Source organism: Sedimentibacter sp., from assembly GCF_038562225.1.
Classification (GTDB): Bacteria; Bacillota; Clostridia; order Tissierellales; family Sedimentibacteraceae; genus Sedimentibacter.
In genome coordinates this window covers 253,552-277,516 of record NZ_JBCFAS010000004.1, presented here as the reverse complement: position 1 = coordinate 277,516, position 23,965 = coordinate 253,552, and the positions used below count along the sequence as shown (strand labels likewise).

At 42.7% G+C, this 23,965-nt stretch carries 18 protein-coding genes and 2 other annotated features; of the genes, 4 read left to right on the top strand and 14 right to left on the bottom strand.

The genetic code is table 11. The features are described 5' to 3' along the window. Positions 1–78: 78 nt before the first annotated feature. The 6 genes from AAGU76_RS16195 to AAGU76_RS16170 all read right to left on the bottom strand — a co-directional run bounded on the left by AAGU76_RS16195 (position 79) and on the right by AAGU76_RS16170 (position 8,594). Positions 79–1,449 (bottom strand): FMN-binding protein, encoded by a 1,371-nt coding sequence (locus AAGU76_RS16195; RefSeq protein WP_342486565.1) that lies wholly within the window; start codon positions 1,447–1,449, stop codon positions 79–81. Positions 1,450–1,699: 250 nt separating this feature from the next. Beyond that, positions 1,700–3,913, bottom strand: coding sequence for a beta-propeller domain-containing protein (locus AAGU76_RS16190; protein WP_342486564.1), 2,214 nt, complete (start codon positions 3,911–3,913; stop codon positions 1,700–1,702). A 113-nt stretch (positions 3,914–4,026) separates the two neighbouring features. Further along, positions 4,027–4,335 (bottom strand): DUF1540 domain-containing protein, encoded by a 309-nt coding sequence (locus AAGU76_RS16185; RefSeq protein WP_342486563.1) that lies wholly within the window; start codon positions 4,333–4,335, stop codon positions 4,027–4,029. Between the two features lie 48 nt (positions 4,336–4,383). Further along, on the bottom strand, positions 4,384–5,463 hold the full coding sequence (locus tag AAGU76_RS16180) for a DUF3810 domain-containing protein (RefSeq protein WP_342486562.1): 1,080 nt from the start codon (positions 5,461–5,463) through the stop codon (positions 4,384–4,386). A 304-nt stretch (positions 5,464–5,767) separates the two neighbouring features. Continuing rightward, positions 5,768–8,320 (bottom strand): heavy metal translocating P-type ATPase, encoded by a 2,553-nt coding sequence (locus AAGU76_RS16175; RefSeq protein ID WP_342486561.1) that lies wholly within the window; start codon positions 8,318–8,320, stop codon positions 5,768–5,770. Positions 8,321–8,330: 10 nt separating this feature from the next. Beyond that, a complete protein-coding gene (locus AAGU76_RS16170) occupies positions 8,331–8,594 on the bottom strand; it encodes a metal-sensing transcriptional repressor (RefSeq protein ID WP_342486560.1) in 264 nt (87 codons plus the stop codon). Positions 8,595–8,817: 223 nt separating this feature from the next. Between AAGU76_RS16170 and AAGU76_RS16165 the strand changes: the two genes are divergently transcribed. Then, positions 8,818–9,951, top strand: coding sequence for an aldo/keto reductase (locus AAGU76_RS16165; protein ID WP_342486559.1), 1,134 nt, complete (start codon positions 8,818–8,820; stop codon positions 9,949–9,951). 61 nt (positions 9,952–10,012) lie between these two features. On the opposite strand, the gene AAGU76_RS16160 is transcribed toward AAGU76_RS16165, so the two are convergent. The 3 genes from AAGU76_RS16160 to AAGU76_RS16150 form a co-directional block, all read right to left on the bottom strand. Next, complete coding sequence (locus tag AAGU76_RS16160; protein WP_342486558.1) at positions 10,013–10,909, bottom strand: glycyl-radical enzyme activating protein; 897 nt, start codon at positions 10,907–10,909, stop codon at positions 10,013–10,015. An 11-nt stretch (positions 10,910–10,920) separates the two neighbouring features. Then, positions 10,921–13,290, bottom strand: a complete 2,370-nt coding sequence (locus AAGU76_RS16155; protein ID WP_342486557.1) for a formate C-acetyltransferase/glycerol dehydratase family glycyl radical enzyme — start codon at positions 13,288–13,290, stop codon at positions 10,921–10,923. 84 nt (positions 13,291–13,374) lie between these two features. Then, positions 13,375–13,926, bottom strand: coding sequence for an XRE family transcriptional regulator (locus AAGU76_RS16150; protein WP_342486556.1), 552 nt, complete (start codon positions 13,924–13,926; stop codon positions 13,375–13,377). A gap of 191 nt (positions 13,927–14,117) precedes the next feature. Here AAGU76_RS16150 and AAGU76_RS16145 point away from each other — a divergent pair, with 191 nt between their 5' ends. After that, complete coding sequence (locus AAGU76_RS16145; protein ID WP_342486555.1) at positions 14,118–15,653, top strand: polysaccharide biosynthesis protein; 1,536 nt, start codon at positions 14,118–14,120, stop codon at positions 15,651–15,653. Between the two features lie 88 nt (positions 15,654–15,741). Next, complete coding sequence (locus AAGU76_RS16140; protein ID WP_342486554.1) at positions 15,742–16,293, top strand: putative ABC transporter permease; 552 nt, start codon at positions 15,742–15,744, stop codon at positions 16,291–16,293. A 55-nt stretch (positions 16,294–16,348) separates the two neighbouring features. On the opposite strand, the gene ilvB is transcribed toward AAGU76_RS16140, so the two are convergent. The 3 genes from ilvB to AAGU76_RS16125 form a co-directional block, all read right to left on the bottom strand. Beyond that, positions 16,349–18,007 (bottom strand): biosynthetic-type acetolactate synthase large subunit, encoded by a 1,659-nt coding sequence (gene ilvB / locus AAGU76_RS16135; RefSeq protein ID WP_342486553.1) that lies wholly within the window; start codon positions 18,005–18,007, stop codon positions 16,349–16,351. A 27-nt stretch (positions 18,008–18,034) separates the two neighbouring features. Continuing rightward, positions 18,035–19,045 (bottom strand): ketol-acid reductoisomerase, encoded by a 1,011-nt coding sequence (ilvC, locus tag AAGU76_RS16130; RefSeq protein WP_342486552.1) that lies wholly within the window; start codon positions 19,043–19,045, stop codon positions 18,035–18,037. A gap of 78 nt (positions 19,046–19,123) precedes the next feature. Beyond that, positions 19,124–19,363: an ACT domain-containing protein gene (locus AAGU76_RS16125; RefSeq protein WP_342486551.1), complete on the bottom strand. Its 240-nt coding sequence runs from the start codon at positions 19,361–19,363 to the stop codon at positions 19,124–19,126. A gap of 210 nt (positions 19,364–19,573) precedes the next feature. Beyond that, positions 19,574–19,819: a binding site (T-box leader), on the bottom strand. Positions 19,820–19,948: 129 nt separating this feature from the next. Then, positions 19,949–20,169: a binding site (T-box leader), on the top strand. An 84-nt stretch (positions 20,170–20,253) separates the two neighbouring features. Between AAGU76_RS16125 and ilvA the strand changes: the two genes are divergently transcribed. Next, entirely contained in the window at positions 20,254–21,462 is a 1,209-nt protein-coding gene (gene ilvA, locus AAGU76_RS16120; protein ID WP_342486625.1) for a threonine ammonia-lyase, read from the top strand. 34 nt (positions 21,463–21,496) lie between these two features. On the opposite strand, the gene AAGU76_RS16115 is transcribed toward ilvA, so the two are convergent. Together AAGU76_RS16115 and AAGU76_RS16110 are read right to left on the bottom strand one after the other, a co-directional pair. Further along, positions 21,497–22,051 carry a DUF3793 family protein gene (locus tag AAGU76_RS16115; RefSeq protein ID WP_342486550.1) on the bottom strand — a complete coding sequence of 185 codons (555 nt, stop codon included), beginning with the start codon at positions 22,049–22,051 and terminating at the stop codon, positions 21,497–21,499. 274 nt (positions 22,052–22,325) lie between these two features. After that, the gene (locus AAGU76_RS16110; protein ID WP_342486549.1) at positions 22,326–23,954 is read right to left on the bottom strand and encodes a putative manganese-dependent inorganic diphosphatase; all 1,629 of its coding nucleotides are present in this window, start codon (positions 23,952–23,954) and stop codon (positions 22,326–22,328) included. Positions 23,955–23,965 lie beyond the last annotated feature (11 nt).

Sequence of the window (23,965 nt, the reverse complement as noted above, 5' to 3'; positions counted from 1 at the left end):
CTGAAATGAACATTAAAAATACAAAGCCTGCGTAGTGCAGGCAACTAAAAAGGGCTGATACTTCAGCCCTTATATACATTATCTTGCGTTTGCTGCTGCTTCTTCAACAACTGCCTGATATCCTTCAACAGTGATTGTTACTGATGATGTCAATTCAGGTACATCTGGAACTGCCTTGTGGTTATCATCTCTTTGTTTAACTGTCAATCCTGTGATTTCAGCTATAGATTTGCCAACCATCCACTCTTCGAATGCTTCCATTTGTTCGAACCATTCTTTTCCTATGGATGAAGCCTTAACCATTCCGTATCCTTCTTTGATTTCTTTCTTAGTCTGATATTCAGCTGCTCTGTCAGAAGTTACAACACCTTTTTCGTCAAATTTGATTTTTACCTGTGCATTATCTATTATTGTTCCGGCAACCTTTCCGTCAGCAGTCAATGCTGTTGCTGACATGTATGTGTCAACCTGTGCTAAAGGAAGAACATCAGCAGCCTTGTCTTTTGAGCTTCCGATATGAGTTTCAACTCCAAGACCAACCTTTTCAGCTCCGGCAACTTCTTCTGCATTAGCCCATGCTTCTTCAACAGCTTCCATGTAAGCATCTACAGAAATAGTAACAGATGAAGTAAGTTCTGGAACATCTGGAACTGCCGGGTGAGATTCATCTCTTGCCACAACCTTCATTGATTTGATTTCTTCAATTGTCTTGCCAACCATCCAGTTTTCATAAGCTTCAATCTGTTCAAACCATTCCTTGCCTATGCTTGAAGCCTTAACCATTCCGTAATCAGCTCCCAGGTCTTTCTTTGATTTAACTTCAGCAGCTTTGTCGGAAGTTACCTTCATATCCTTGTCGAAAGCAACCTTTGTCTGTGCAACGTCTATGTACACGCTTGCCACTTTTCCGTCAGCGTCAAATCCAACTGCTGCCATTGTTACGTCTGCCTGTCCTACTGCTGTAGCATCAGCTGTTGCATCTTTTGACTTAGCAATTGAAATGTTCTGGCCTAAACCAAATTTAACGATTGAGCCGGCTTCGCCCTTTGGTGCTTCAGCTGCAGGTTTTTCAGCTGCAGGTTTTTCTTCTTTTGGTGCAGGATATGGATTAGCTGCAGGATCCAGTGCGTTCTTTACAGCATAAATTATACCATTGCTTGTATATGTAGCTCCAGCAACAACGTCTACTTCTGCAGAATTTGCTTCAACGATTTTTGCAGGAAGTTCGTCAACTGCTTTAGTTCCAATTCCCTGAGTTTCGTTTGGAGCGTCAATCTCAACCTTAGTGATCTTATCTCCTTCTTTTGTTACTGTAACTGTAACCTCTCCTCCAAAGCCATCGCCTTTTCCTGTTAAAGTTTCAGCTGCAGGTGCTGCAGTCTTGCTTGCACATCCAAACAATGATGTAACCATCAGCAATACTAACAATATTGATACTACCTTTTTCATGATACCCTCCAAGTATGAAAAAATTTGTTAATTTACCATTTAATTATAGCACATTGTATATTCGTTGACAATATTTTTGTCTAACTTTATAATAACAATTTGTTTGTGTATATAAAAGCCTTGAAAAATACTGATAAAATCATATAAAAGTCATTCTAACAAACATTAACAATGTTGAAAATGTAATGTTTTCTTCGCACAAAAATAAGGCGCTGAATTGTCAGCGCCCGTTAATTTTGTCGAATTTTGTTTAATAAATATTTAACTCATAGACCATTTTGTTTGTGTTTATGCTGTGAATCTGCATCTTGTTCTGTGAAAATGTGTACAGGTAGTCACCTATGTAGATGATTCTCTGTATTTCATTTCCGTAGAACTGCTCGCCATCTGCGTGGGATATTTTTAATTTAAAGCTTATGCCGTCATTTTTCACATTATACACATACGCACCGTTAAAATCCGTCTTGTAGTTGTCAGCGGTCCGGTTCAGAGGAAATGCCATTATACCCTTGCTGAGTGAGAACATCAGAGCCTTGTGGTTGTAAAGAATTTCCGAGTACGTGCCCTGGCGCCCTATAACCTCTGAATATGTTTCCTTCGGACTCTTTATGTTTGTTACATCAAACAGCGACAGCTTCAAACCTGCCGTAACGGTTCCCCACTGGCTTTCTTCGGTATTGTACCCGAAACCCAGGATGTGGTTTTCATCAACCATGTGGAGGTATGTGCTGTAGCCCGGAATCTTAAGCATTCCTGCCGCCTTTGGACTTGCAGGGTCCGATGCGTCAATAACATACAGAGGATCAACCTGTCTGAATGTAACCATGTAAATTCTGTCACCGACAAACCGCGTGCTGTAAATGCTTTCGCCGGGTGCAAGACCCTCAAGCTTTCCTTTAACTTTAAGATTTCCATCTAAAATGTACAGATTGTTTTCTGATGTACCTCCCCATGTTTGCCCGGTAGTTGTTGCAATCCTGAACATGCCGTCATGCTCATCCATGGAAAACTGATTTATTATGGTTCCCGGAACCTGTCCCTGTCCCTTTACATCCATGGAGCCTTCTTCCAGACCAAACTTATATAAGACGGTGCTTGAAGTATACTTGGGGTTGTAGAGTTCATCCTGCCTGATGGTGTAGTCATAGGAATAGTTGCTCACTGCTGCAAACATGTTGTCATCAGACACATAAAGCGTATCGGAACCTCCCAGGTACACATCCACATCGGGCTTGGCAGTCTTGTCTTTCAAGTCGATGGCCGCTGTATACATATATCTTGAATCTATGTAATTTGGAAAATATCGCATGTCTTCCCAATCAAATTCATGTTTTTCGTTTTTCAGTACATCCGTATAGTATGGAACCGGCACGTCAGGATTTTCATAGTACAAATTGATGTACTTTGTGTTCACCAGGTACAGGTATCCGCCGATTTCCCTTGCGGACAGATAGTTGCCGTCAATGAGAAGCTCCCTTTCCAGCACAGGTTTTTCAGGATTTTCTATGCTGTAAACCAGCACGTTTGTCCTGTCCTCGTAGTAGCGTGGCGGCATGATGTAATCAGCTGCGGGAACCTCCTTCATGTCGTATTCCTTCATTATATAATAGTAGTTGTTTTGTCCTATTACAACAAGCTTGCTTTCCCACAGGAAGACTTCACTGATGCTTGTGTTCTCTGGCACATTGACTGTTGCCACAATCTTGGGTGCTGAAGGATTTGCATCGATTATTTTCAAGGCTTCTCCTACCTTGACAAAAATATGCTTCCCGTCATTTTTTATTATGTCGCCTTCCTGAACCCCTTCAACCTGAACGTTGGTTTCGGAATAATCCGCAGATCCCGATGAGCCTGATTGTTGAGGAGACTGTGCCGCTTCTTCCGTTTTTTCCGAATTCACTGCATCTTCAGCAACAGCACTTCTTCCGTACCATATATAGCTGTAAAGCTTTGAATTGTATTCCAGAAGGGCTAAGAGATTTTCTTTGGAGCCTACGGTTAAAGACATGCTCCTTTCCTTTGGCTTTGCCTGGTCTGCAGAAATGCGCACTGTTTTTGTGGCCTGATCCCAGCTTACATCGTGTCCCAGGTTTTCGCTAATGAATCTCAAAGGAACAAAGGCTCTGCTGTTAATGAGTTTCGTAGGAACGTCAATATCCATTATCTCTCCGTTTACCATTACCTTATTCTTCCCGAGTAGCATTTGTATTTCATTGTATTCATCCTTTATAACCGCTTCCTGTATGCTTTTGTTCCAGTCCACCACAGCACCGAATTTTTCAAAAACACCCCTCAGCGGAACCATCGTCCTTCCGTTTTCAATAAACGGTTCAACGTCAAATTCAACCTTTTCATTGCCCACATACACCGTTACGGCGTCCTGTCCGTAAGCAGCCAATGCGGTGCAGAAAATCAGAACAAGCGAAATTATAAATATTTTCGAAGTATATTTCGTTGTTTTCATAAAGCACCTCCTTTGATTTATGTATTATTAGACGAAATGGGAGTTTATTTGTTCCTAATTATTATACCATCATATGAGCCCTCTAAACAAAAAAGGATGCCTTTGCATCCTTTTCAGCTTTTGAAAGTGTTACAGCATGTTTCCTCAGGAACCTCAGCATTGTGCCCGTTTACCAGAATTCCTTCGGCGTTGCATCTTTCAGACCTGTTGTAAATACACTTTACCGCATCACACTTAATGTATGTATCGCTTTTGGGCTCGCTTACGGAGCTTCTTATACCCGGCCTCTGCTCTATGAATGTGCCGCAGCTTGTGAGGCGGCTTCTTTCGGCGCTTCTTCCGTCAACCTCTATGGAAGAAGCCGAACATCCATGATTTTTATTGTAGTAGCAGTTTGTAACAGTACAGTCTATATGAGCCATGACAATCCCCTTTCAATGTTTTTCTTAGTTTATCCGCATGAAGGAATATTATGCCTCATTTCTGTAATAAGCCAAGAGCAAATCAACCATCCTGCCGTAACTTTTGACTCCGTCCGTCTGGTTGTTGGCCTTGAGGTAGACGTCATTGATGTTATTGGAAATCTTTGCTATCCTGGTGTCAAACTTCTTCCAGTAATCTGAGGCATAAATTACATCGTTTTTTACATCCTCCGAATACGTATCCATCAGGCGCGCATATTCGTCCTTGTCTTCTTTGTACAGGGCATTCATGCTGTATGTGAGTGCAAGCATGGTCCCGCTGTATGAAAAGTCATCAAATCCTGAATTGATGCATGCCAGATATGAGATGAAATTTGCCTCATCCTCCCGCATGAAACCCCTCAGGTGCACCAGTTCATGCAGCATTGTTGACGGAATCTGATAAGGAGGTATGTCCACATTTACATTTGCTTCAAATGTAAATGGGAAAAATATTCCTGTTATGTTTGCATGAGACATGAGCCTGGACAGCTTCACCGGCTTTGGTGCGGGGTAATCACCCTTTAATATGTCGTAACGTTTTGAAATGTTGTCAAAAGACCTTCTTGCTCTTTCTGCGGTACCGTAATAGTTTTGATCAAAAAGTTCAGACGTATGATTTTCTCCTGTCTCAAGCTTCGTGCGCATGCTGTTGGCATCATTTATTAGTTTTTGGCAGAGTATTACCAGCTCATCCTTTGAAGATTCCCTGATCTCAAGGCCGCTGTAGAATGTGAACTCATATCTGTAATAGTTCAACCCGCAGAACAGCACAAAGATAAAGTACAAAACCGCTCCAAAAGACAGGATGTTGACTGAATAAACCTTGAAAAAATCTGATGTCCTGTGTTTTACGGTATTTGCAATCATGGATACCGTATAAATCAGAAGGAGCAAAACCAATATGACAATTGTTATCTCAGCTACAGATACAGCAGGTTTTGAAGTAACATAGCCTACTGTAGATGCAAATGCAGGATAAACCTTTACAGCATAAAACTCCGCAAAGCTCATATAAAACCTTGCGTACACCGTCAGAAAAAGAGATACAGGAACCAAAAATAACAGTGAAAGCTTTCTTGTATTCATAATGCTCCTTTCTTCCATGGTAATAAATACACTGATGGCCGCTTGCCATTTTTTAGGCACAGCCTTAAGTCAGTATAATAATTATATCATCTCAAGCCGCAAACCATCTTGCTTCACAACGATACAATAAATGCATCGAGACAAAGGCCAGCCTTTGTTTCAGCTATAGTATCTATTATATCACATTTCCGAATTTTGTGAATTAATATTTGACATCCTGATTAACAATTAAGTTTTCTTTGTTTTAAAATGTCAAAAAAGAAAAAGATAAAAGGGCGAACCCTTTTATCTTTTCTGCCAATGCTTATTTAACATCAACTACATCGTATCCTGCGTCTGTAACTGCCTTTGACAGAACATCTGACGAAACATCCTTGCTGAGTGTTACTTCTGCAGTCTTTGCATTCAGGTCAACAACTGCATTTTCAACTCCTTCTACAGCTTTAAGAGCCTTTTCAACTGCTGCCTTGCAGTGTCCGCAGCTCATTCCTTCCACTTTCAGTACTTTGTTCATTATGTTTCCTCCATTATTATTTGTTTTATTTTCAAAGTCTTTATTTATGACTGAGTCACCTTCTTTGGCCTCTGTAAGTCTTACCGGCTTGAAGAACTTAAGCCTCAACGCATTTGATACAACTGATACGGAACTTAAACTCATGGCTCCGGCAGCAAACATGGGGTTCAGCTTCCATCCCAGCAGACCGTAGAACAATCCTGCCGCAAGAGGTATTCCTATGGTATTATATATGAATGCCCAGAACAGGTTTTGCTTTATATTTTTTATTGTTGCCTTGCTCAGCTGAACGGCTGTCACTGCATCCAGAAGATCGCTTCTTATCAATACTATGTCAGCAGATTCTATGGCTACATCCGTGCCTGCCCCTATGGCTATGCCCACATCGGCTCTTGCAAGAGCCGGAGCATCATTGATGCCGTCGCCTATCATAGCAACCTTTCTTCCCTGTTCCTGAATCTTTCTGATTTCTCTTTCCTTGTCCTGAGGAAGAACCTCTGCTATTGCCCTGGTAATTCCAAGCTGCTTTCTTATGGCTTCGGCCGTTTTTTTGTTGTCTCCCGTCAGCATTACAACTTCTATGCCCATGGCCTCAAATTCCTGAATTGCCTTCTGGCTTGTTTTCTTAACCACATCGGCAACTGCTATTATTCCAAGCACATTCTTTTCATCTGCAAAGTAAAGAGGTGTCTTTCCTTCTTCTGCAAATCTTGTGCTTTTTTCTTCAAAATTCCCAATGTTTATCTTCTGCTCGTTCACAAGCCTCAGATTGCCCAGGTAATACTTCTTGCCATTTACCTCTGCTTCGAGACCCTGTCCCGGCAAAGCTTCAAAATGAGACACGCTGTACAGTTCCAGGTTTCTGTTTTTCGCTTCCTCCACAACTGCGTCAGCCAGCGGATGCTCCGATCCCTTTTCAGCAGATGCGGCTATTTTCAACATTTCCGTCTCACTTATTCCTTCTGAGACCATGTTGGTAACCCTTGGCTTTCCTTCAGTTATGGTACCGGTCTTATCCATTACCACCGTCTGAATCTGATGAGCTATTTCCAGTGCTTCGGCTGATTTAATGAGTATTCCGTTTTCTGCACCCTTGCCTGTTCCGACCATTATTGCTGTAGGAGTTGCAAGTCCAAGGGCGCACGGGCAGGAAATAACAAGTATGGCAATTCCTATGGAAAGGGCAAATTCGAAGGTAGCTCCCAGCAGCAGCCACACAATTGTTGCGATTGCAGCAATTGCTATGACAACCGGAACAAATATCCCGCTTATTTTATCTGCAAGCTTAGATATGGGTGCCTTGGATGAGCTGGCTTCCTCAACAAGCCTTATGATTTGTGACAATGTCGTATCGTCGCCTACATTTTGAGCTTCAAACTTGAAGAATCCGGACTTGTTGATACTTGCTCCTATTACCTTGTCGCCTGCTTTCTTTTCAACAGGGATGCTCTCCCCGGTGAGCATTGATTCATCCAGTGAAGAGTTTCCGAAAATTATTATTCCGTCAACGGGTACTGACTGACCAGGTTTAACAATGACAATATCGCCTCTTTGAACCTCTTCCACAGGAATTTCGATTTCAGTATTGTCTCTTTCCACAAGAGCTGTCTTAGGCGACAGGTCCATGAGTTTTCTGATTGCATCTGACGTCCTGCCCTTGGCTCTGGCTTCAAGGTACTTGCCCAGCGTGATCAGTGCAAGAATTACAGCTGCTGACTCGAAATACAGGTCCATGGAATACTTCATGACCATTTCCATGTCCATGTGCCCCAGACCATATCCAATCATGTATATTGCAAATACGCCGTATCCTATGGCAGCGGTCGTTCCGATTGCTATGAGGGAATCCATGTTGGGTGACCTTTTTAAAAGTGTCTTGAATCCAACAATGTAGTACTTCCTGTTAACTATCATTACCGGAAGAGCTAAGAGAAACTGGGTGAAAGCAAAGGTCAATGCATTTTTGTCCCCGTGGAATACTGATGGTAGCGGCCAGTCAAACATGTGGCCCATGGCCAGGTATAAAAGAGGTATTGCAAACACGAAGGATGTTATGAGCCTTTTCTTCATTTCTTCCAGTTCGGTCTGAGCATCAGTCTTTGCACCTGCTGCCGCATCAGTTTTCTTGGTGCCGGCTGTCTTAGCTCCGTAGCCGGTGTCTGTAACCACCTTTATGATATCTGCTTCCCTAAGCACGCTTTCGTCGTACTTTACAGTCATGCTGTTGCTCAGCAAATTTACGTTAGCTTCTATAATTCCTTCAGTCTTGTTTATATTTTTTTCGATTCTGGCAGAGCATGCAGAGCATGTCATGCCTGTTACGTCAAATTTTTGAGATTTCATCTGTTCCTCCTCACTTTGTTACTTTATTCAATAAGGAAATGATTTCGTCGATCTTTTCCTTTTCATTTCCGGCTGTAAAAGCCTGCTTAACGCACATTTCCATGTGTGCCTTCAGTATTTCGTTGTTTGCCTTTCGAAGTATTGACTGCACTGCCATTATCTGATTGGAAATATCCATGCAGTATCTGTCTTCCTCAACCATTTTGCTTATTCCTTCTATTTGTCCTGCTGCCGTCTTAAGAAGACGGTTTATTTTAACTTTATCGGCTCTCATGATTACCTCCTAATCCCCCATACCCCCGGGGGGTGTCTGTGTTTTTATATTACATCTGTTCCTATCGTATGTCAATAGTTTTTTTAATTTTTTTATTTGTAGAATCATATGAATGTTTTTCTGAGCAATTCATCGGCATTTGTACTTTTCATGAGGCTGAATAGCTGGTATAATTGTTATTATGCTATGATAGATTTAAAATATTAATGAAAGCAGGTTTATTATGGACAGAAATTTTATTGAAAAATTTAATGTGTCCCTTCCAAAACTGGGGTTTGGATGCATGCGTCTTCCTGTGAAAGATAACAAGATTGATTTTGACGCTGCCAGGGAAATGATACATCATTCAATGGCAGTGGGCCTGAATTATTTTGACACGGCTTACAACTACCACGGGGGGAAATCCCAGGAATTTCTGGGTAAGGTTCTGTCAGAATTCAAAAGAGAGGATTATTTTTTAACCAACAAGCTTCCTGTCTGGCTGATAAAAGAAGAAGGGGATGCTGAAAAACTTTTTAACGAGCAGCTTGAAAAATGCCGAACAGAATATTTTGACTTCTACCTGCTGCATTCATTGAACAAGAACACAATTGAAACTGTTGAAAAATTTAACCTCTATGACTTCCTTCTTAAAAAAAAGGCTGAAGGAAAGGTTAAAAACATAGGTTTTTCATACCATGACAGCAACGAAGTTCTGGAGAAATTTGCAGCCTCACACAGGTGGGACTTTGCACAGCTTCAGATAAACTACTGGGACTGGAGTGAAAACAGTGCAGACAAAGCGTATGAAATCCTTGAGAAAAACAATATTTCCTGTTTTGTCATGGAACCTGTAAGGGGAGGTTTCCTTGCGTCTTTTGCGCCTGCAGCCATGAAGCACCTGAAGGACCACAGCCCTGAAAAGTCCGCCGCCTCCTGGGCACTGCGATGGGTGGCCGATCTGCCCAATGTTGCAATCACACTGAGCGGCATGTCAAACATGGAACAGCTTAAGGACAACATCCAAACATTCACCGGACTAGAGGTATTGAAAAGCGATGAAATAAACGTTATTGATAAGGTTGTGGGGGAGCTTCGAAAAATAAAACCCGTTCCCTGCACAGGATGCCGTTACTGCATGGAATGCCCCTTCGGAGTTGACATACCTGGAATCTTCGAAATTTACAACGACTATAAAAAATCAGAAAACAAATCCATCGCATTAAGAAGCTACTTTACATTCACGCCTGAAAAAGAACGGGCGGACCAGTGTCAGAAGTGCGGCGAATGCATATCCAAGTGTCCTCAGCATATAAGCATCCCGGACGAACTGGCAAAAATCCATGCGGAGATGCTGCAGATTCAGAAACAACTTTAGACGGGACTATGCCATGCGGCCAAAATGAGTATTGCATCCAGCCTAAAGCAGAAACAGCCGGCTACATGTAGCTGACTGTTTCTACTCCTTCATTTTCTATTGTTTTTTTTATCTCTTTCAATTCTTCTTCACCGGGCCTCTTATATTCGTCGGAAGGTTTCATCAGACCCAGGCAACGGTACTTTTCATCGCCGAAATTATGGTACGGCAGAACTTCAATTTTTGGATTTCTCACATTCTCCCTTGCGAACCTGGCAGTGGCTGCAATATTTTTAATGTCTGAGTTCACTCCGTTTATTACCGGTATTCTTATGACAAGGGGAACATTCCTCCTGCCCAGTTCCCTGATGTTGTTCAATATCTTCTCATTGCTTTTGCCTGTATAGTATACATGTTTTTTATTATCCATGTGCTTTATGTCGACAAATATCAAGTCAAGCTTTTCAAAAATATCTTCCATCTCATGTAGTTCAAAGTATCCTGACGTTTCCAGAGCCATGTTCACAGCCCTGTCATAAAGTGTGTTTACAAGGTGCCTCAGCATAGGCTGCTGCATGGTTGCCTCACCTCCGGAAAATGTTACTCCCCCATTGGAATGTCTGAAGAAAATTTCCTGCCTTTCCACAACCTCAAGCATTTCACCTGCAGAATACTTTCTTACAAGCCTTCTTCGGCTGTTTGTGGGGCAGACCCCTGCGCAGCTGCCGCAGGAAGTGCACATTTCCCTTGAAGTTCCTTCATTTAAATCAATTCCTACACCAGACGGACAAATTTCTAAACACCTTTTGCATCCTATGCATGTATCACTGAAAAATGAAATCCGGTTAAAGTCCTCCTTGCACTCGGGGTTGGAACACCACCTGCAGTTTAGAGGGCACCCTGCAAAAAATATGATTGTTCTTATTCCGTCTCCGTCATTGACGGAATAATTCTGAGGCTCCATAAAATATCCGTGCATACTTCTTCCCATCAAAACTTGTCGTGGGCTGTGCGGGCTATTATGGCATCCTGCATGCTCCTTGACAAATTCACAAACTGAGTGCTGTAGCCTGCCACCCTGACCAGCAGATCCTTGTACTTTTCAGGATTTTCCTGGGCTTCCCTGAGAATCTGTGTCGAAACGGTGTTAAATTGGACATGAAATGCACCAAGGGCAAAAAATGTCTGTATCATGCTTCCAAGATTGCTTTGGCCCCTGGGGGTGCTTACCAGCTCCTGGCTGAGCCTCAGGTTCAGAAGGGTTCCCCCTGAATGAACGTCCTGATTCAGCTTTGCCGCAGACCTCATTGCTGCCAACGGAGTTGATATATCGGTACCTGCAAAGGGAGACACTCCTTCCGAAAGAGGTTCGCCTGATTTTCTTCCGCATGGAGTGGCCCCCACAACCTTTCCTGCAGGCAGATAGTTTGAAATTCCCATGAAGGCGGTGTTGAAGCAGCTTCCGTTTATGTCCTTGTACCTGTGGCCCTCCCTGTAGTAATGGTTCGCCATTTTTACCGCAATATCATCAGCGTAGTCGTCATCATTTCCATACTTGGGTGATTTCAACGCTTTTTGTCTTAGTTCCTCGTAGCCTTCCCAGTTTGCGTCCAGAGCAGCCTTAAGCGTATTCATGTCGGCAGCCTTTTCTTCAAAAACCAGCTTTCTGATTGCTACAAGCGAATTTGACGTGACTGCCAGACCAATGCCAGTAAGAACAGGACCCAGGTTATATTTTGCACCTGCGTCCACAAGATCTTTTCCTTCTTCCATGCAGTTTTCTATGCATGATGAAAGAAACGGCCTTGGAACCATTTCCTTATGAATTGATTGAGCCGTAATGGATGAAACGACAGAATGTTTTATTAAATTGTCAAATTGCCTGTAGAAAGCTTTTTCAACTTCTTCATAGGACTTGAATTCACCCGGGTCTTTCTCATCGAGGCCCAGCTTCTCACCTGTTATCCTGCTGCAGCCTTTATTGAGGGCAAACTCCAGGGCTGCGGTTATATTTATGTTTACGGCAGATGTCCACTCGCCAGTTTTTCTAAAATGAGGCACAACGCAGCCGCAATTGTTCCAGTCCCTTGCATCCTCCGGTTCATAGCCGGCATTTATGAGCATCTGATAGCCTGCCTGGTCGCTGTGGATGGCAGGAAAACCGGTTCCCCTGCTCACAAGATGAGTTACGGCGCGCAGAAAATCAGCTGGGCAGTCCTGATGAATCCTGACACTTAGACCCGGCTGATGGGTCTTGACTTTTTCCGTTGCTTTCAGCGCCATGTAAGAAAGCTCATTAGTGGCATCCTTGCCGTCTCTTGTCCTGCCCCCGACGGTTAGGTTCTGAAACTGGTTGTATCCGGCAAAAAACTCCGCAGTGTTGGCTGAAATTGTCCAGACCCATTCGGAAAGCTTGAGCCACAGTGCTTCAATCAGTTCTTGCATTTCATCTTTTGTCATGATTCCATTAGCTATGTCCGATTTATAGTAAGGATACATGAACTGGTCGAATCTTCCGATATTTAAAGCCAGGGGATTTTCCGACAGTATTCCTCCGACCTGTGTGAACCACAAAAATTGTATAGCTTCATGGAATGTTGAAGGAGGATTTTCCGGAACCTTGCTGCACACCTCTGCTATCTTTCCCAGTTCCTTTTTCCTTTTTTGGTCCTCTTCCATTTCGGCCATTTCTCTTGCCTTGTCAGAGTATCTTTTGGCAAATGAAATTATGCCCTCGGAAGTTATTATGACGGATTGGTAAAATTCCTTCCTCTTCATGTTTTCATAGGTAACTTCCTTAAGTTCCTCAATGTGCGCCCTGGCTTCCCTTATGATTTCTGAAAAACCCTTCCTGAACAGCACATCCTCATAGTCGGGTGTTATTTCTCCAACAGCCTGCCTCCATTTTGAATCGTTGTCAACAATTCCTGTATCCACTGCAACCCTGGCAGTATCTTCAGGCAGCCTTGCTAGAAATGACTCCTCAAGAGATTTTCCTTTCCAGTATGGGAATATGTTCTCCCTTACAAACTGCCTTTGTTCGTCCGTCATAACATACGGGTCCTGAACCCTCTTATCGAAATTATCCATTTCCCTGTCAACCCATGTCCATGAAAATTCCGGCGTCAGAATGCCGCATTTTCTGAATTCTCCCACTGACCCCACAATAATTTCACCGTCAAATATTTTCACCTCCAGCTGTCGGCACGTATCTCTGAAAGCCTTTGCTCTCCTTATGGGAACAGGTTCACCTTCCGTGTTCATGTGTGACTGTGTCCATATTCTGGCTCTTTCATAAGATATGGCAGGTTTCGAGCTGATGTAGTTTTGTCTTGCATGTTCAATTCTTTCAGTTATCATGGTGCCTCCTTGTATGTTTTAACATAATTGATACGTTTTAACGCACCAACAGATTAAAAATTAACCAGAATATACATTCTGGAATTAATACTTCACTATGTTTTGAAAGATGACTTCTTCCTGATACGGGTTGCTGTAAGTATGGACTTTATCTGCATTGAACGAGAACGATGAAGGAGCTTCCAGCTCATATGTCCTGCCGTCAACAGCAATAATAAGCTTCCCCTGTGTCACCACCACATACTCCACGGTTGATGACTTGTGTGGCATGGATTCATGGCTGGCTCCCGGAAGCAGCTTTATATAAAAGTACTCAAACCCGGTAACGGGATTAAACGGAAATACATTGTAGAGTATCATTTTGTCTTCCGACTCAAGCACAGGTTCCAGGTCGTATATCCTGACAGCGTTTTTTTCCTCCTGTCCGGTGGCGAGGAGTTCGGAAAATGAAATCTTCAGGCCTGTGGCGATTTTCCACAAGGTGGATATGGTCGGAGTTGACTCGGCTCTTTCTATCTGACCGAGCATGGCCTTGCTCACACCCGTAAGATTTGATGTTTCTTCCAGAGTAAGCCCCTTTTCAGCTCTAGTCCTTTTCAATGTGCTGCTTATGTTTATTAACGGATCGTTCAACATATCACTTCCTGATTTATTTTCTTCAATTATATATTAATGTACAGCAATATGCAACACAAAATATAATAAATCGCACATTGTGCGTTATACCGTATTTCCAACTTCTTCATTTAATTCTTAATTGTTCATTCTCAATTCTTAATTGTTTTTTAAAGCATATCATAATATGAATAAATAATTAGGAGAATCTCATGAAAAAGGAAAATCTCATAGTAGGAACACTGGTTCTGACCTTTGCCACCACAATAGTGCGCATCGTGGGAATGATATTTCGCATTTATCTTGCCAACATTCTGGGGGCCCAGGGTATGGGCATTTACCAGCTCATACTTTCAGTATATTTTATGATGGTCACCCTGGCCACATCCGGCATCAGAATTGCAGTATCAAGATTGATATCAGAAGAACTTTCTTTAAGACATTACTCCAATGCCAGAAAGGTTCTGAGTCAGGCTGTGGCATTGTCCCTTGTAACCGGTTTCGCTTCTGCTTTCGCACTCTACTTTTTTGCAGAAGACATCGGTACTCACTTTTTGAATGAGCAAAGAACAGTCATGGCTCTCATGTACCTTGCCCCCAGCCTTCCCCTCATAGCCGTTTCTTCCTGTTACAAGGGATATTTCTTTGCCCTGGGCAAGGTTGTAAGGCCTTCAATCATTCAGGTAACAGAGCAGCTTGTACGAATTGCCGTTATCTTTTCCATAATGAATCAGTACCTTCCAAAGGGCATCGAATACGGCTGTGCTGCTGTATCCATAGGCATGACCGTAGAAGAGCTGTTTTCCCTGCTTCTGACATGGCTTTTCTACATATTCGACAAAAAACCGTTCTCGGGAAAAATACATCAGAAACCCGACAACATGATGTTCAAGATGCTGAAGATAATAGTTCCGCTGTCAGGAACCTCTTATTTGAACTCTATCCTTAGAACAGTTGAAAACGCCATGATTCCTGCAAGACTTCTAATTTACGGCGTGTCCTCGGAAATGGCCATGAGCCTTTATGGAATGGTCAAGGGAATGGTTCTCCCTCTGTTGTTTTTTCCGTCATCATTTTTGACTTCACTTTCATCCATCCTGATACCATCCGTTGCTGGCGATAATGCAGCGTCCAATGAAAAAAAAGTTTCGTCCACACTGTCAAGGGTCCTTCACTTCACTGCCATATCAGGCATTCTGGTTGTTACGGTGTTCATGTGGTTCCCAACGGAAATAGCCATGGCTGTTTACAACGACACTCAGGTTGGTCTGATGCTGAAACTCATATCCTTCGTGTGCCCGTTCATGTACCTGAATATGGTCATCTCCTCCATGCTCAACGCTCTGGGAGAACAGGTGACATCATTTAAAATCAACATTGTCGAATCTGTGCTGAAAATTTCAATAATATACTTCCTTGTACCGGTTTACGGCTTCAACGCGTACCTGTTTGCCTTGTTCCTTACTACCATACTCAACACACTTTTGTACACCGCAAGGCTTCTGAAGGTTTCCTGCATCGTGTTTGACATTTCAAACTGGATTTTCAAACCTGTGGCAGCAGCTTTTGGTGCAGGAGCTGCTGCCAGAAAGCTGTTTGAAATTTTTGTTCTGAACTCAACCAACAACATATTTTCACTTTTTTCTTCCATTATTATATTGTGTCTTTTGTACCTCATGGGACTCATAGCGCTGAAAAGCATTCATCTTGAATCCTTCAGGGAACTTAAACTTCCATGTAACAAATAGTCTTTATTGAACAAATTGCCATATTATCCATAGCATATTTCTCTCTTCTCTCCAAAAAATACACACAGTAACATTCAAGGAGAGATATATGCAGTACGACATAATTAACTTATTGTTTTTTTTCATCATCTACGGATTTCTTGGATTTGTTCTTGAAACTGCATTCAGAAGCATCGTGGAAAAAAAAGCTGTCATAAGCGGAGGCTTTCTGACTGATTATTTCTGTCCCCTTTACGGTGCATGCGCCCTGATTATCATACAGATATTCACGTTGAGCGAGGTAGTTATGAACAGTCGCCTTGCAGCGCTGATTACAGCAACCTTTGGTAGCATTGCAGCAGTAACATTGATGGAATATGCGGTCGGAAGACTGCTTGACAGGGTATTTCACCACAAGATGTGGGATTACGGAAAGCTGCCCTTCAACCTTCATACGTACATCTGCCTGGATTTTTCGCTCATGTGGGGAATCGTAGCCCTGATACTTGCCAACATTCTTCACCCTGCAATTGAAGTGGCTGTCTTATCCGTCGGAAGTCCGTTTAAATCGGCAGCGGTTTTTCTTGTTCTTTCAATTCTGATTGTGGACGGCTCCTACAACATGCGCAGAATGTACCACATGGATACGATCAGGTTATAACGGGTTATCTTAAATAAAAAAATGTCCCTTCCGGAACATTCTTCATTCTTTTTAGCTAGCCATTCAGCAGCAGTTCGTCTATGGGTCTTCCCGGCGGAACTATGGGGTACACGCTGCAGTCATGGTCGATCTTGCATTCAATGAACACCGGCTCATTTAGATTGTACGTTTCATCAAGAGCATTTTTAAGCTCTTCCAAAGTTTCAGCCTTATACGACTTGATGCCGTAGGCCGATGCAAGCATGCGGTAATCAACATCATCGTAGTTGTCGGTCTCTGAATACTTGGCGTTGCTGAACATTCTCTGCCACTGTCTTACCATTCCCAGAGTGTTGTTGTTGAACATGACAATTCTTATGGGAAGTTTGTACTTGGAAACCGTCACCAGCTCCTGGCAGTTCATTCTGAAGCTTCCGTCTCCGGTGATGAGGACAGTCCTTTTGTTGGGATTTCCTATTTGAGCCCCTATAGATGCCCCCAGCCCAAACCCCATGGTCCCTAGTCCCCCGGATGTGATGAACTCATTGGACTTATTGAATCTCCAGTACTGTCCCGTCCACATCTGGTGCTGTCCTACTTCTGTAGCAACAATTGTATTCTTACTGTACACGTTGTTTATTTCATTCAGTATGTTCTGCGGCACAAACTGTCCTTCCAGGTCATACTTCTGCTTGTTGTCCATAATCTCTTCCAGCCACTTGCTTCTGTTTTTTTTCTCTGACCCTTCAAGCAGCTTCCGTAGTATGTGCTTCATTTCTCCTATGAGAGGAATGCTTTCGTAGGTGTTCTTGTCAACTTCCGTGGAGTCTATGTCAATGTGGATGATCTTTGCACCGGGAGCAAATTTGTCAGGACTTCCTATGACTCTGTCGCTGAAGCGTGCGCCTATGGCAATTAAGAGATCGCAGTTGGTGACGGCCATGTTGGTTTCCAGTGAGCCGTGCATTCCAACAAACCCCAGGGACAGCCTGTTGCTTCTGGGTATGGTCCCGAGACCCATGAAACTGTTGCACACGGGTATGTCTGTTTTCTCAGCAAACTCCAGCAGCAACGAGTCATTTTTGGATATCCTCACACCGCCTCCCGCATATATTACCGGTTTTTGTGCGCTGTTTATAAGCTCTACGGCCAATTCCAGCATATGTTCATCCAAAGGTGCAGTAGCGTTCAGATTTTCATTTTCATCAGATTCTCCCTTGTATTCACACATATGCATGAATACATCCTTTGGAACATCCACAAGCACCGGGCCGGGCCTTCCTTCCATGGCCACTTCCACTGCCTCCCTCACAACAGCCTCCAGATTTTCAACCTTTCTCACAAGGTAATTGTGCTTTGTGACTGAAAGTGTCAGACCGGTGATGTCCACCTCCTGGAAAGAATCCTTCCCGATGAGCGGGTTGGCAACCTGCCCGCTTATGACCAGAAGCGGAACGGAATCCATATATGCGTTGGCGATTCCCGTAATTGCATTTGTGGCTCCCGGCCCGGATGTGGCAATGAAAACTCCCAGCTTTCCGGTGCTCCTGGCATAACCGTCTGCCGCATGCACTCCGTTCTGTTCGTGAGCAGGTCTGTATACCTTGAAATAATCAAGCTCATCATAAAGAGCATCGAAAAAAGGTATTACGGCACCGCCAGGATATCCAAACAATGTATCTATGCCCTTTTCTCTTAGGACTTTTAAAATTATCTGCGAGCCTGAATATTTCATACTTCCTCCTTGCAACTGCGTTTTATGTTATTCCTGTCCTTCAGCGCTTTTGCCTATCCAGGACATCATTGATCTCAATTTCTTGCCTGTTGTTATTATTGGATGTTCGAGATTATTTGCTTTCATGGCAAGGAATCTTGGCTTTCCTGCCTTGTTTTCAGATATCCAGTCATATGCGAATGTTCCATCCTGTATGTCTGAAAGAACCTGTTTCATTGCTTTTCTGGTATCATCAGTGATGATTTTTCTTTGTGTTATATAATCTCCGTATTCTGCTGTATCGCTTATGGAATATCTCATGTTTTCAAATCCGCCTTCATAAATAAGGTCAACTATGAGCTTCATTTCATGCAGGCATTCGAAATATGCTATTTCAGGTTGGTATCCTGCAGCTGTAAGGGTATCGAAGCCTGCTTTCATAAGCTCTGTAACTCCTCCGCAAAGAACTGCCTGCTCACCGAACAAATCTGTCTCAGTTTCTTCCTTGAATGTTGTTTCTATTACACCTGCTCTTGTTCCGCCTATTCCTTTTGCATATGCAAGAGTTATGTCCTTGCATCTTCCTGTATAATCCTGATACACGGCATATACGTCCGGAACACCCTTTCCTTCCATGTAAGTTCTTCTTACAAGATGTCCGGGTCCCTTTGGTGCTACCATGAAAACATCTATATTTTTAGGCGGAATTATCTGATGGAAGTGAATGTTGAATCCGTGAGCAAATGCCAAAGCATTTCCTTCTTCAAGATTCGGAGCTATGCTTTCTTCATAAATTTGCTTTTGAGCTGTGTCAGGAGCAAGAACCATGATCACATCTGCTTCCTTTGAAGCTTCGGCAACAGTCAGCACCTTAAGTCCGTGAGATTCTGCCTTTGCTCTTGAACGGCTTCCATCCTGAAGACCTACAACTACATTTACTCCGCTTTCTTTAAGGTTTAGGGCATGTGCGTGTCCCTGGCTTCCGTAACCTATGATAGCCACTGTTTTTCCTTCCAATACTTTTAAATCCGCATCCTTGTCGTAATACATTGTACCCATTTCTTTGTCCTCCTGGAATTTTAATTAATTATTATAGCTATGCCTGAATGGCTGGCTTCTCTAAACTGCCTATTGAACCTAGTTGCTCAAATACTCCTGAACATCGTAAACATCAACAAACTTTTTCATCTGAAGCATGGCTCTGTCAAAGCCCAGCTTCTTTTCATCATCCAGCATAACCCTGAATTCTGAGTTTTTCTCATCCAGTGAAACCATGCTGAATCCTTTTACGTCAAATTGCTTTCTTCTCAGTGTGGTCAGCACTCTAACCGCTGAATCCATTCCGCTTGAAACCTTAAAACTTATTGTTCTGCACATAATGACCTCCTGATTTTTGGTTTTCAACTTGATTTTGAAAGTTAGTCCATTCACAGTCTCATTCACCAATTTATTTGCTCCCTCCGGTCGCATAAATTGGGAATTCGTTGCGTTTGACCTACCAACCATCTGCCCTTCGCTGTCGCTCGTGCATATGGGGTTAGGTCATAAAAAAAACCTCTCGTCTCTATATACATGTAGATAGATGTATATAGGGACGAAAGGTCTTTCGCGGTACCACCCTATTTTACGATAAAAAAATATCGCCTCTTTCAAGTCGAAAAAACTGTAATGTTTTTTGAACTCTATTCTTGTAACGCAGAATTACGTCTTCGTCTACTCTGTTTCGACTCAGAAGCTCAGGAGTGATCATTATATCTTATAACACCGGTTTTCACCAAACACCGGCTCTCTGAAGTTATGTTCAGATACTTTTGTCTCCGTCAACGCTTTTTCTTAACTTGTTTTAGATTATACACAGGGCCGAATATAATGTCAACACCTTTTTTGAAAAAACTTTTAATATTTTTCTCAATAAATTTCTTGACAAATCCAAAACGCTGGTTTACAATCATATTCAATTTTATAGTTTCGTTGATGGAGACAGGTGTATATCAAATATTTACAGAGAACTGCCGGGCGGTGCGAGGCAGCAGTATAAATATGCACAGATCACTCCTGAGAACTTATCTGAAATACAGTAGGATATAGCGTCCGGCACCGTTACAATGCCAATGTTTGATAGAACAGATAAGAGGTGTTTTTTGCACAATTAAGGTGGTACCGCGGGTTTTCTCGTCCTTTAGGAGAGAGCCCGCTTTTTTATTTTATTAAATATTTAAATTATATAAGGAGTGTTGAAATTGAAGGAAAAAGAAATCCAGGAACTGATGAATTTGAATCATGAACAAAACATTAGAAAAGCTGCTGCCAACCTCAAAGGAGTTCTGAAAAGAACAGATTTGATTTACAGCGACTTCTTCAGCAGGGAATACAACAACAACGTGTACATCAAGCCTGAAAACCTTCAGGTTACAGGCTCGTTTAAGGTCAGGGGCGCATTCAATAAAATTGCAAATCTTACCGATGAAGAAAAATTAAAGGGCGTTGTTACTTCCTCTGCAGGAAACCACGCCCAGGGAGTTGCGCTTTCGGCTCAAAAATCAGGGATTCACGCTACCATCGTAATGCCCAAGGTAACACCGCTTATAAAAATCGAAGGTACGAAGTCCTACGGCTCCGAGGTTGTTATCCACGGCAATGTCTATGACGAGTCCTACGAGGAGGCCAGGAGGCTTTCCAAGGAAAAAGGACTTAAGTTTATCCACGCATTCGATGATTATGATGTCATATGCGGCCAGGGAACCATAGGGCTTGAAATACTTGAGGAGCTTGAAAATGTGGATGAAATCCTTGTGCCCGTGGGAGGCGGCGGATTAATCAGCGGAGTTGCACTCATTGCCAAAACCCTCAAGCCTTCAGTAAGAATAACCGGAGTTGAACCATCGGGAGCGCTGACCATGAAAAAATCCCTGGATAAGGGACATGTTTCAACATTGGAACGCTGCAAAACTACGGCTGAAGGAGTTGCGGTTAAAAGACCCGGCGATTTAACCTTCTCCATTGTAAACAGGTATGTGGACGGGATTATTGAAGTGACAGAAGAGGATATGATGGAAGCGCTGCTGCTGATGGTGGAAAAGCACAAGCTCATAGCAGAAACTTCCGGAATACTGCCCCTTGCAGCACTGAAGAAGCTTAACTTCAAAAACAAGAATGTTGCATGCATTGTGAGCGGCGGAAACATAGATGTGCTGACCATTTCCTCACTGATTAACAAAGGCCTTGTGTCAAGGGGAAGAATATTCTGTTTCACGGTGGAACTCCCGGACATACCGGGACAGCTTCTTAAGGTTGCCCAGGTTCTTGCAAATGCAGGCGCCAATGTTGTGAAACTTGAACACAACCAGTTCAAAGCCACTGACAGATTCATGAACGTGCAGCTTGAAGTGACCGTGGAAACCAACGGCAACAAACACATAAGCCAGATAATAGAAATGCTCCATGAAAATGAGCTTCACATCAAGAGAATATATTAAAAGGGACGCAGTCTCTTTTTTTATTCTTTACTCGTTATGCAGCCTCCAGCAGCTGAACAAGTGACATTCCACTTTCCAGCAGGCTGATGTAGTGATCTCTGCACATTTTAAACTCTTCAAATTTTTTAACAGTACCTTGTACGTCTCCGTATACCTTCCAGTATCCGCTGCATTTGTAATTTTTGCCTTTGAAGTTTATGAACCCCATGACGTCTTCAAGGGGATAACTTAAAAAAACACCTATTTCATGAGGAAATCCTCCTTCGCTCATTTTCTCCCTCAGCCTTCCCAGCACTGTATCAATTGAGCTATAGTCATCATAGCCACATGACTTTAGAAAAGATTCATTGCAGGAAATGCAAAGCTCTTCCCAAAGCTGAACCCTCCTGTAGACAAACAAAAGCACCCTTTCCCTTGATTCACGCAATATGTCAAAATAAATTCCCCTGCAGTTAAACTGCACGTTGTACTCTTCGAACCTTTCTCTTATGTCAGGCAGAAGAAACTTTTCCAGCGATAGAAGGTTGGCAGCCTTGATTCCTGCAAATGTGGGTGCGCAGTGATATGCCAGTTTATGTTCAATATCCATAAATTCACCTGTTAAACCTTTTTATGGTTAGCTGTAGCTAACTTTATGGCATTAAGCTATGCAGATTTAAAAATATTATGCACATACAAAAAAACAGCATCGTCTGCTATTTCAGAATGTAGACAAACTACGAATTTGTCATCCTGAACGTAAGCGAACGATCTTCTCGTGTTGAAATGATGAGATTCTTCAGGCTTTACCTTCAGAATGACATGTTCGAAAAACACTTTGTCGTCAGACTGAAACAGCATTGTGTGCTTTTTTTTGTATAAAATTATTGGCGAATGAGCTTCAGTGCATTGATAATTTTTGGAACAATCTGCTTTTTCCTCGAAACACACTTATCCACATACATGCCCTGGAATGTGTCTTCTCCCTCGAAAATACCTTTCACGAGACGTTCCTTTCCCGATGTGTAAAACATGTAGGAGCCTTCATTCACTATATCGGTTACGGCCATTATGATGAGGAAGTATTCCTTGTCTGCCGTTATGTCGTCAATAAGCTTTACGAATTCATCCTTCCTGCTCATGATCTGGTTTATATCCAGCGTGAACACCTGTGATATACCCACGTTCTTGTATTCAAGGTTGAACTTCTTGAAATCCTGGTATATTATTTCTTCCGTGGTTCTTCCCTCCAGTGACGTTCCTGCCTTGAACATTTCCATTGCATACTTATGCAGATCTATGTCCACGATTTTAAGGAGCTCTTCAACTGCATGCCTGTCCTTTTGTGTCGTCGTGGGAGACTTGAAAAGCAGAGTATCGGATATTATGCCGGACAGCATCAATCCTGCCACATCCCTGGTTATTTCAGCTCCGTTCTCCGTGTACATGTTAAAGATTATGGTATTTGAGCTGCCCACAGGATTGTTTCTGAAACTAATGGGTATTGCAGTCTTTATGTCTCCGATTTTGTGGTGGTCTATAACCTCCAGTATTTCAGCCTCCTCGATTCCTTCGGCGCTCTGGTTCATTTCGTTGTGATCCACAAGAATAACCCTCTTCCTCTGAGGATTGATCAGATGGTTTCTGCTCAGTAGTCCCAGATACTTCCTGTCTCTTGACACGACTGGGAACTTCGAATGTCTTGACTGCTCTATGTCTTCCTTGCAGTCGTTCAGGTAGTCCTCATCAAAAAACATCATGATGTCCTTGTCCTTCATTATGTCCTGCACATACTTTGAAAGCATTATGTTTTTTGCCGTATAATACGTCTGATATCCGGTGCTGAGGATGCTCACCTTGTTTTCAGATGCCAGATTCATGATTTCGTCGGTTATTTCCAGGTCTCCTGTAACTATTATGAGCTTGACCCCTATTTCAATGGAGTACCTTATGACGTCAAACCTGTCTCCGACAATGACAATTGAATTTTTATCGAGTATGTCCGACCTTCTTAAGGTTTTTTCCTCAAAGGATGCCACCACAACCTCTCCGTCAATTATGTCATCAAACTTTAGAATCCTTTTTCCAAGAAGCGTCTCAATAATATTGTCGTAAGTTGTGCAAAGATGCTTCTGGTCAGTGTTGATCAAGCTCATGGCAATGTCCTTCATGGTGATTATGCCTGACAGATTCCCATCACTGTCCACAATTGGCAGCGTCCTTAATTTATTTTCGTTCATGTAAAAATAGGCGAAGTGAACAGACTGAAACTTCTCGAAAGGCTTTATCCTCTCATAGTCCAGGTCCTTAATCTGTATCTTCACATTTTGAAGAAGCTTCGGTACCTCAACACCGAAGTGATTCAAAGCAAATTCTGTTTCCGTGTTTATACTTCCCAGCACGTATGGCTCTGAAGGCTCACCAAGGCTGTTCTTGAGCCTTGACAGTGCTATTGCCGCGCACACGCTGTCCGTATCCGGTGTCTTGTGTCCAAAAATTAAATTGTGTTTCATGTGTTCTCCTT

Coding starts and splice junctions, on each gene's coding strand:
- AAGU76_RS16195 (WP_342486565.1), bottom strand. CDS start 1,449: ATGAAAAAGGTAGTATCAATATTGTTAGTATTGCTGATGGTTACATCA.
- AAGU76_RS16190 (WP_342486564.1), bottom strand. CDS start 3,913: ATGAAAACAACGAAATATACTTCGAAAATATTTATAATTTCGCTTGTT.
- AAGU76_RS16185 (WP_342486563.1), bottom strand. CDS start 4,335: ATGGCTCATATAGACTGTACTGTTACAAACTGCTACTACAATAAAAAT.
- AAGU76_RS16180 (WP_342486562.1), bottom strand. CDS start 5,463: ATGAATACAAGAAAGCTTTCACTGTTATTTTTGGTTCCTGTATCTCTT.
- AAGU76_RS16175 (WP_342486561.1), bottom strand. CDS start 8,320: ATGAAATCTCAAAAATTTGACGTAACAGGCATGACATGCTCTGCATGC.
- AAGU76_RS16170 (WP_342486560.1), bottom strand. CDS start 8,594: ATGAGAGCCGATAAAGTTAAAATAAACCGTCTTCTTAAGACGGCAGCA.
- AAGU76_RS16165 (WP_342486559.1), top strand. CDS start 8,818: ATGGACAGAAATTTTATTGAAAAATTTAATGTGTCCCTTCCAAAACTG.
- AAGU76_RS16160 (WP_342486558.1), bottom strand. CDS start 10,909: ATGCACGGATATTTTATGGAGCCTCAGAATTATTCCGTCAATGACGGA.
- AAGU76_RS16155 (WP_342486557.1), bottom strand. CDS start 13,290: ATGATAACTGAAAGAATTGAACATGCAAGACAAAACTACATCAGCTCG.
- AAGU76_RS16150 (WP_342486556.1), bottom strand. CDS start 13,926: ATGTTGAACGATCCGTTAATAAACATAAGCAGCACATTGAAAAGGACT.
- AAGU76_RS16145 (WP_342486555.1), top strand. CDS start 14,118: ATGAAAAAGGAAAATCTCATAGTAGGAACACTGGTTCTGACCTTTGCC.
- AAGU76_RS16140 (WP_342486554.1), top strand. CDS start 15,742: ATGCAGTACGACATAATTAACTTATTGTTTTTTTTCATCATCTACGGA.
- ilvB (WP_342486553.1), bottom strand. CDS start 18,007: ATGAAATATTCAGGCTCGCAGATAATTTTAAAAGTCCTAAGAGAAAAG.
- ilvC (WP_342486552.1), bottom strand. CDS start 19,045: ATGGGTACAATGTATTACGACAAGGATGCGGATTTAAAAGTATTGGAA.
- AAGU76_RS16125 (WP_342486551.1), bottom strand. CDS start 19,363: ATGTGCAGAACAATAAGTTTTAAGGTTTCAAGCGGAATGGATTCAGCG.
- ilvA (WP_342486625.1), top strand. CDS start 20,254: ATGAATTTGAATCATGAACAAAACATTAGAAAAGCTGCTGCCAACCTC.
- AAGU76_RS16115 (WP_342486550.1), bottom strand. CDS start 22,051: ATGGATATTGAACATAAACTGGCATATCACTGCGCACCCACATTTGCA.
- AAGU76_RS16110 (WP_342486549.1), bottom strand. CDS start 23,954: ATGAAACACAATTTAATTTTTGGACACAAGACACCGGATACGGACAGC.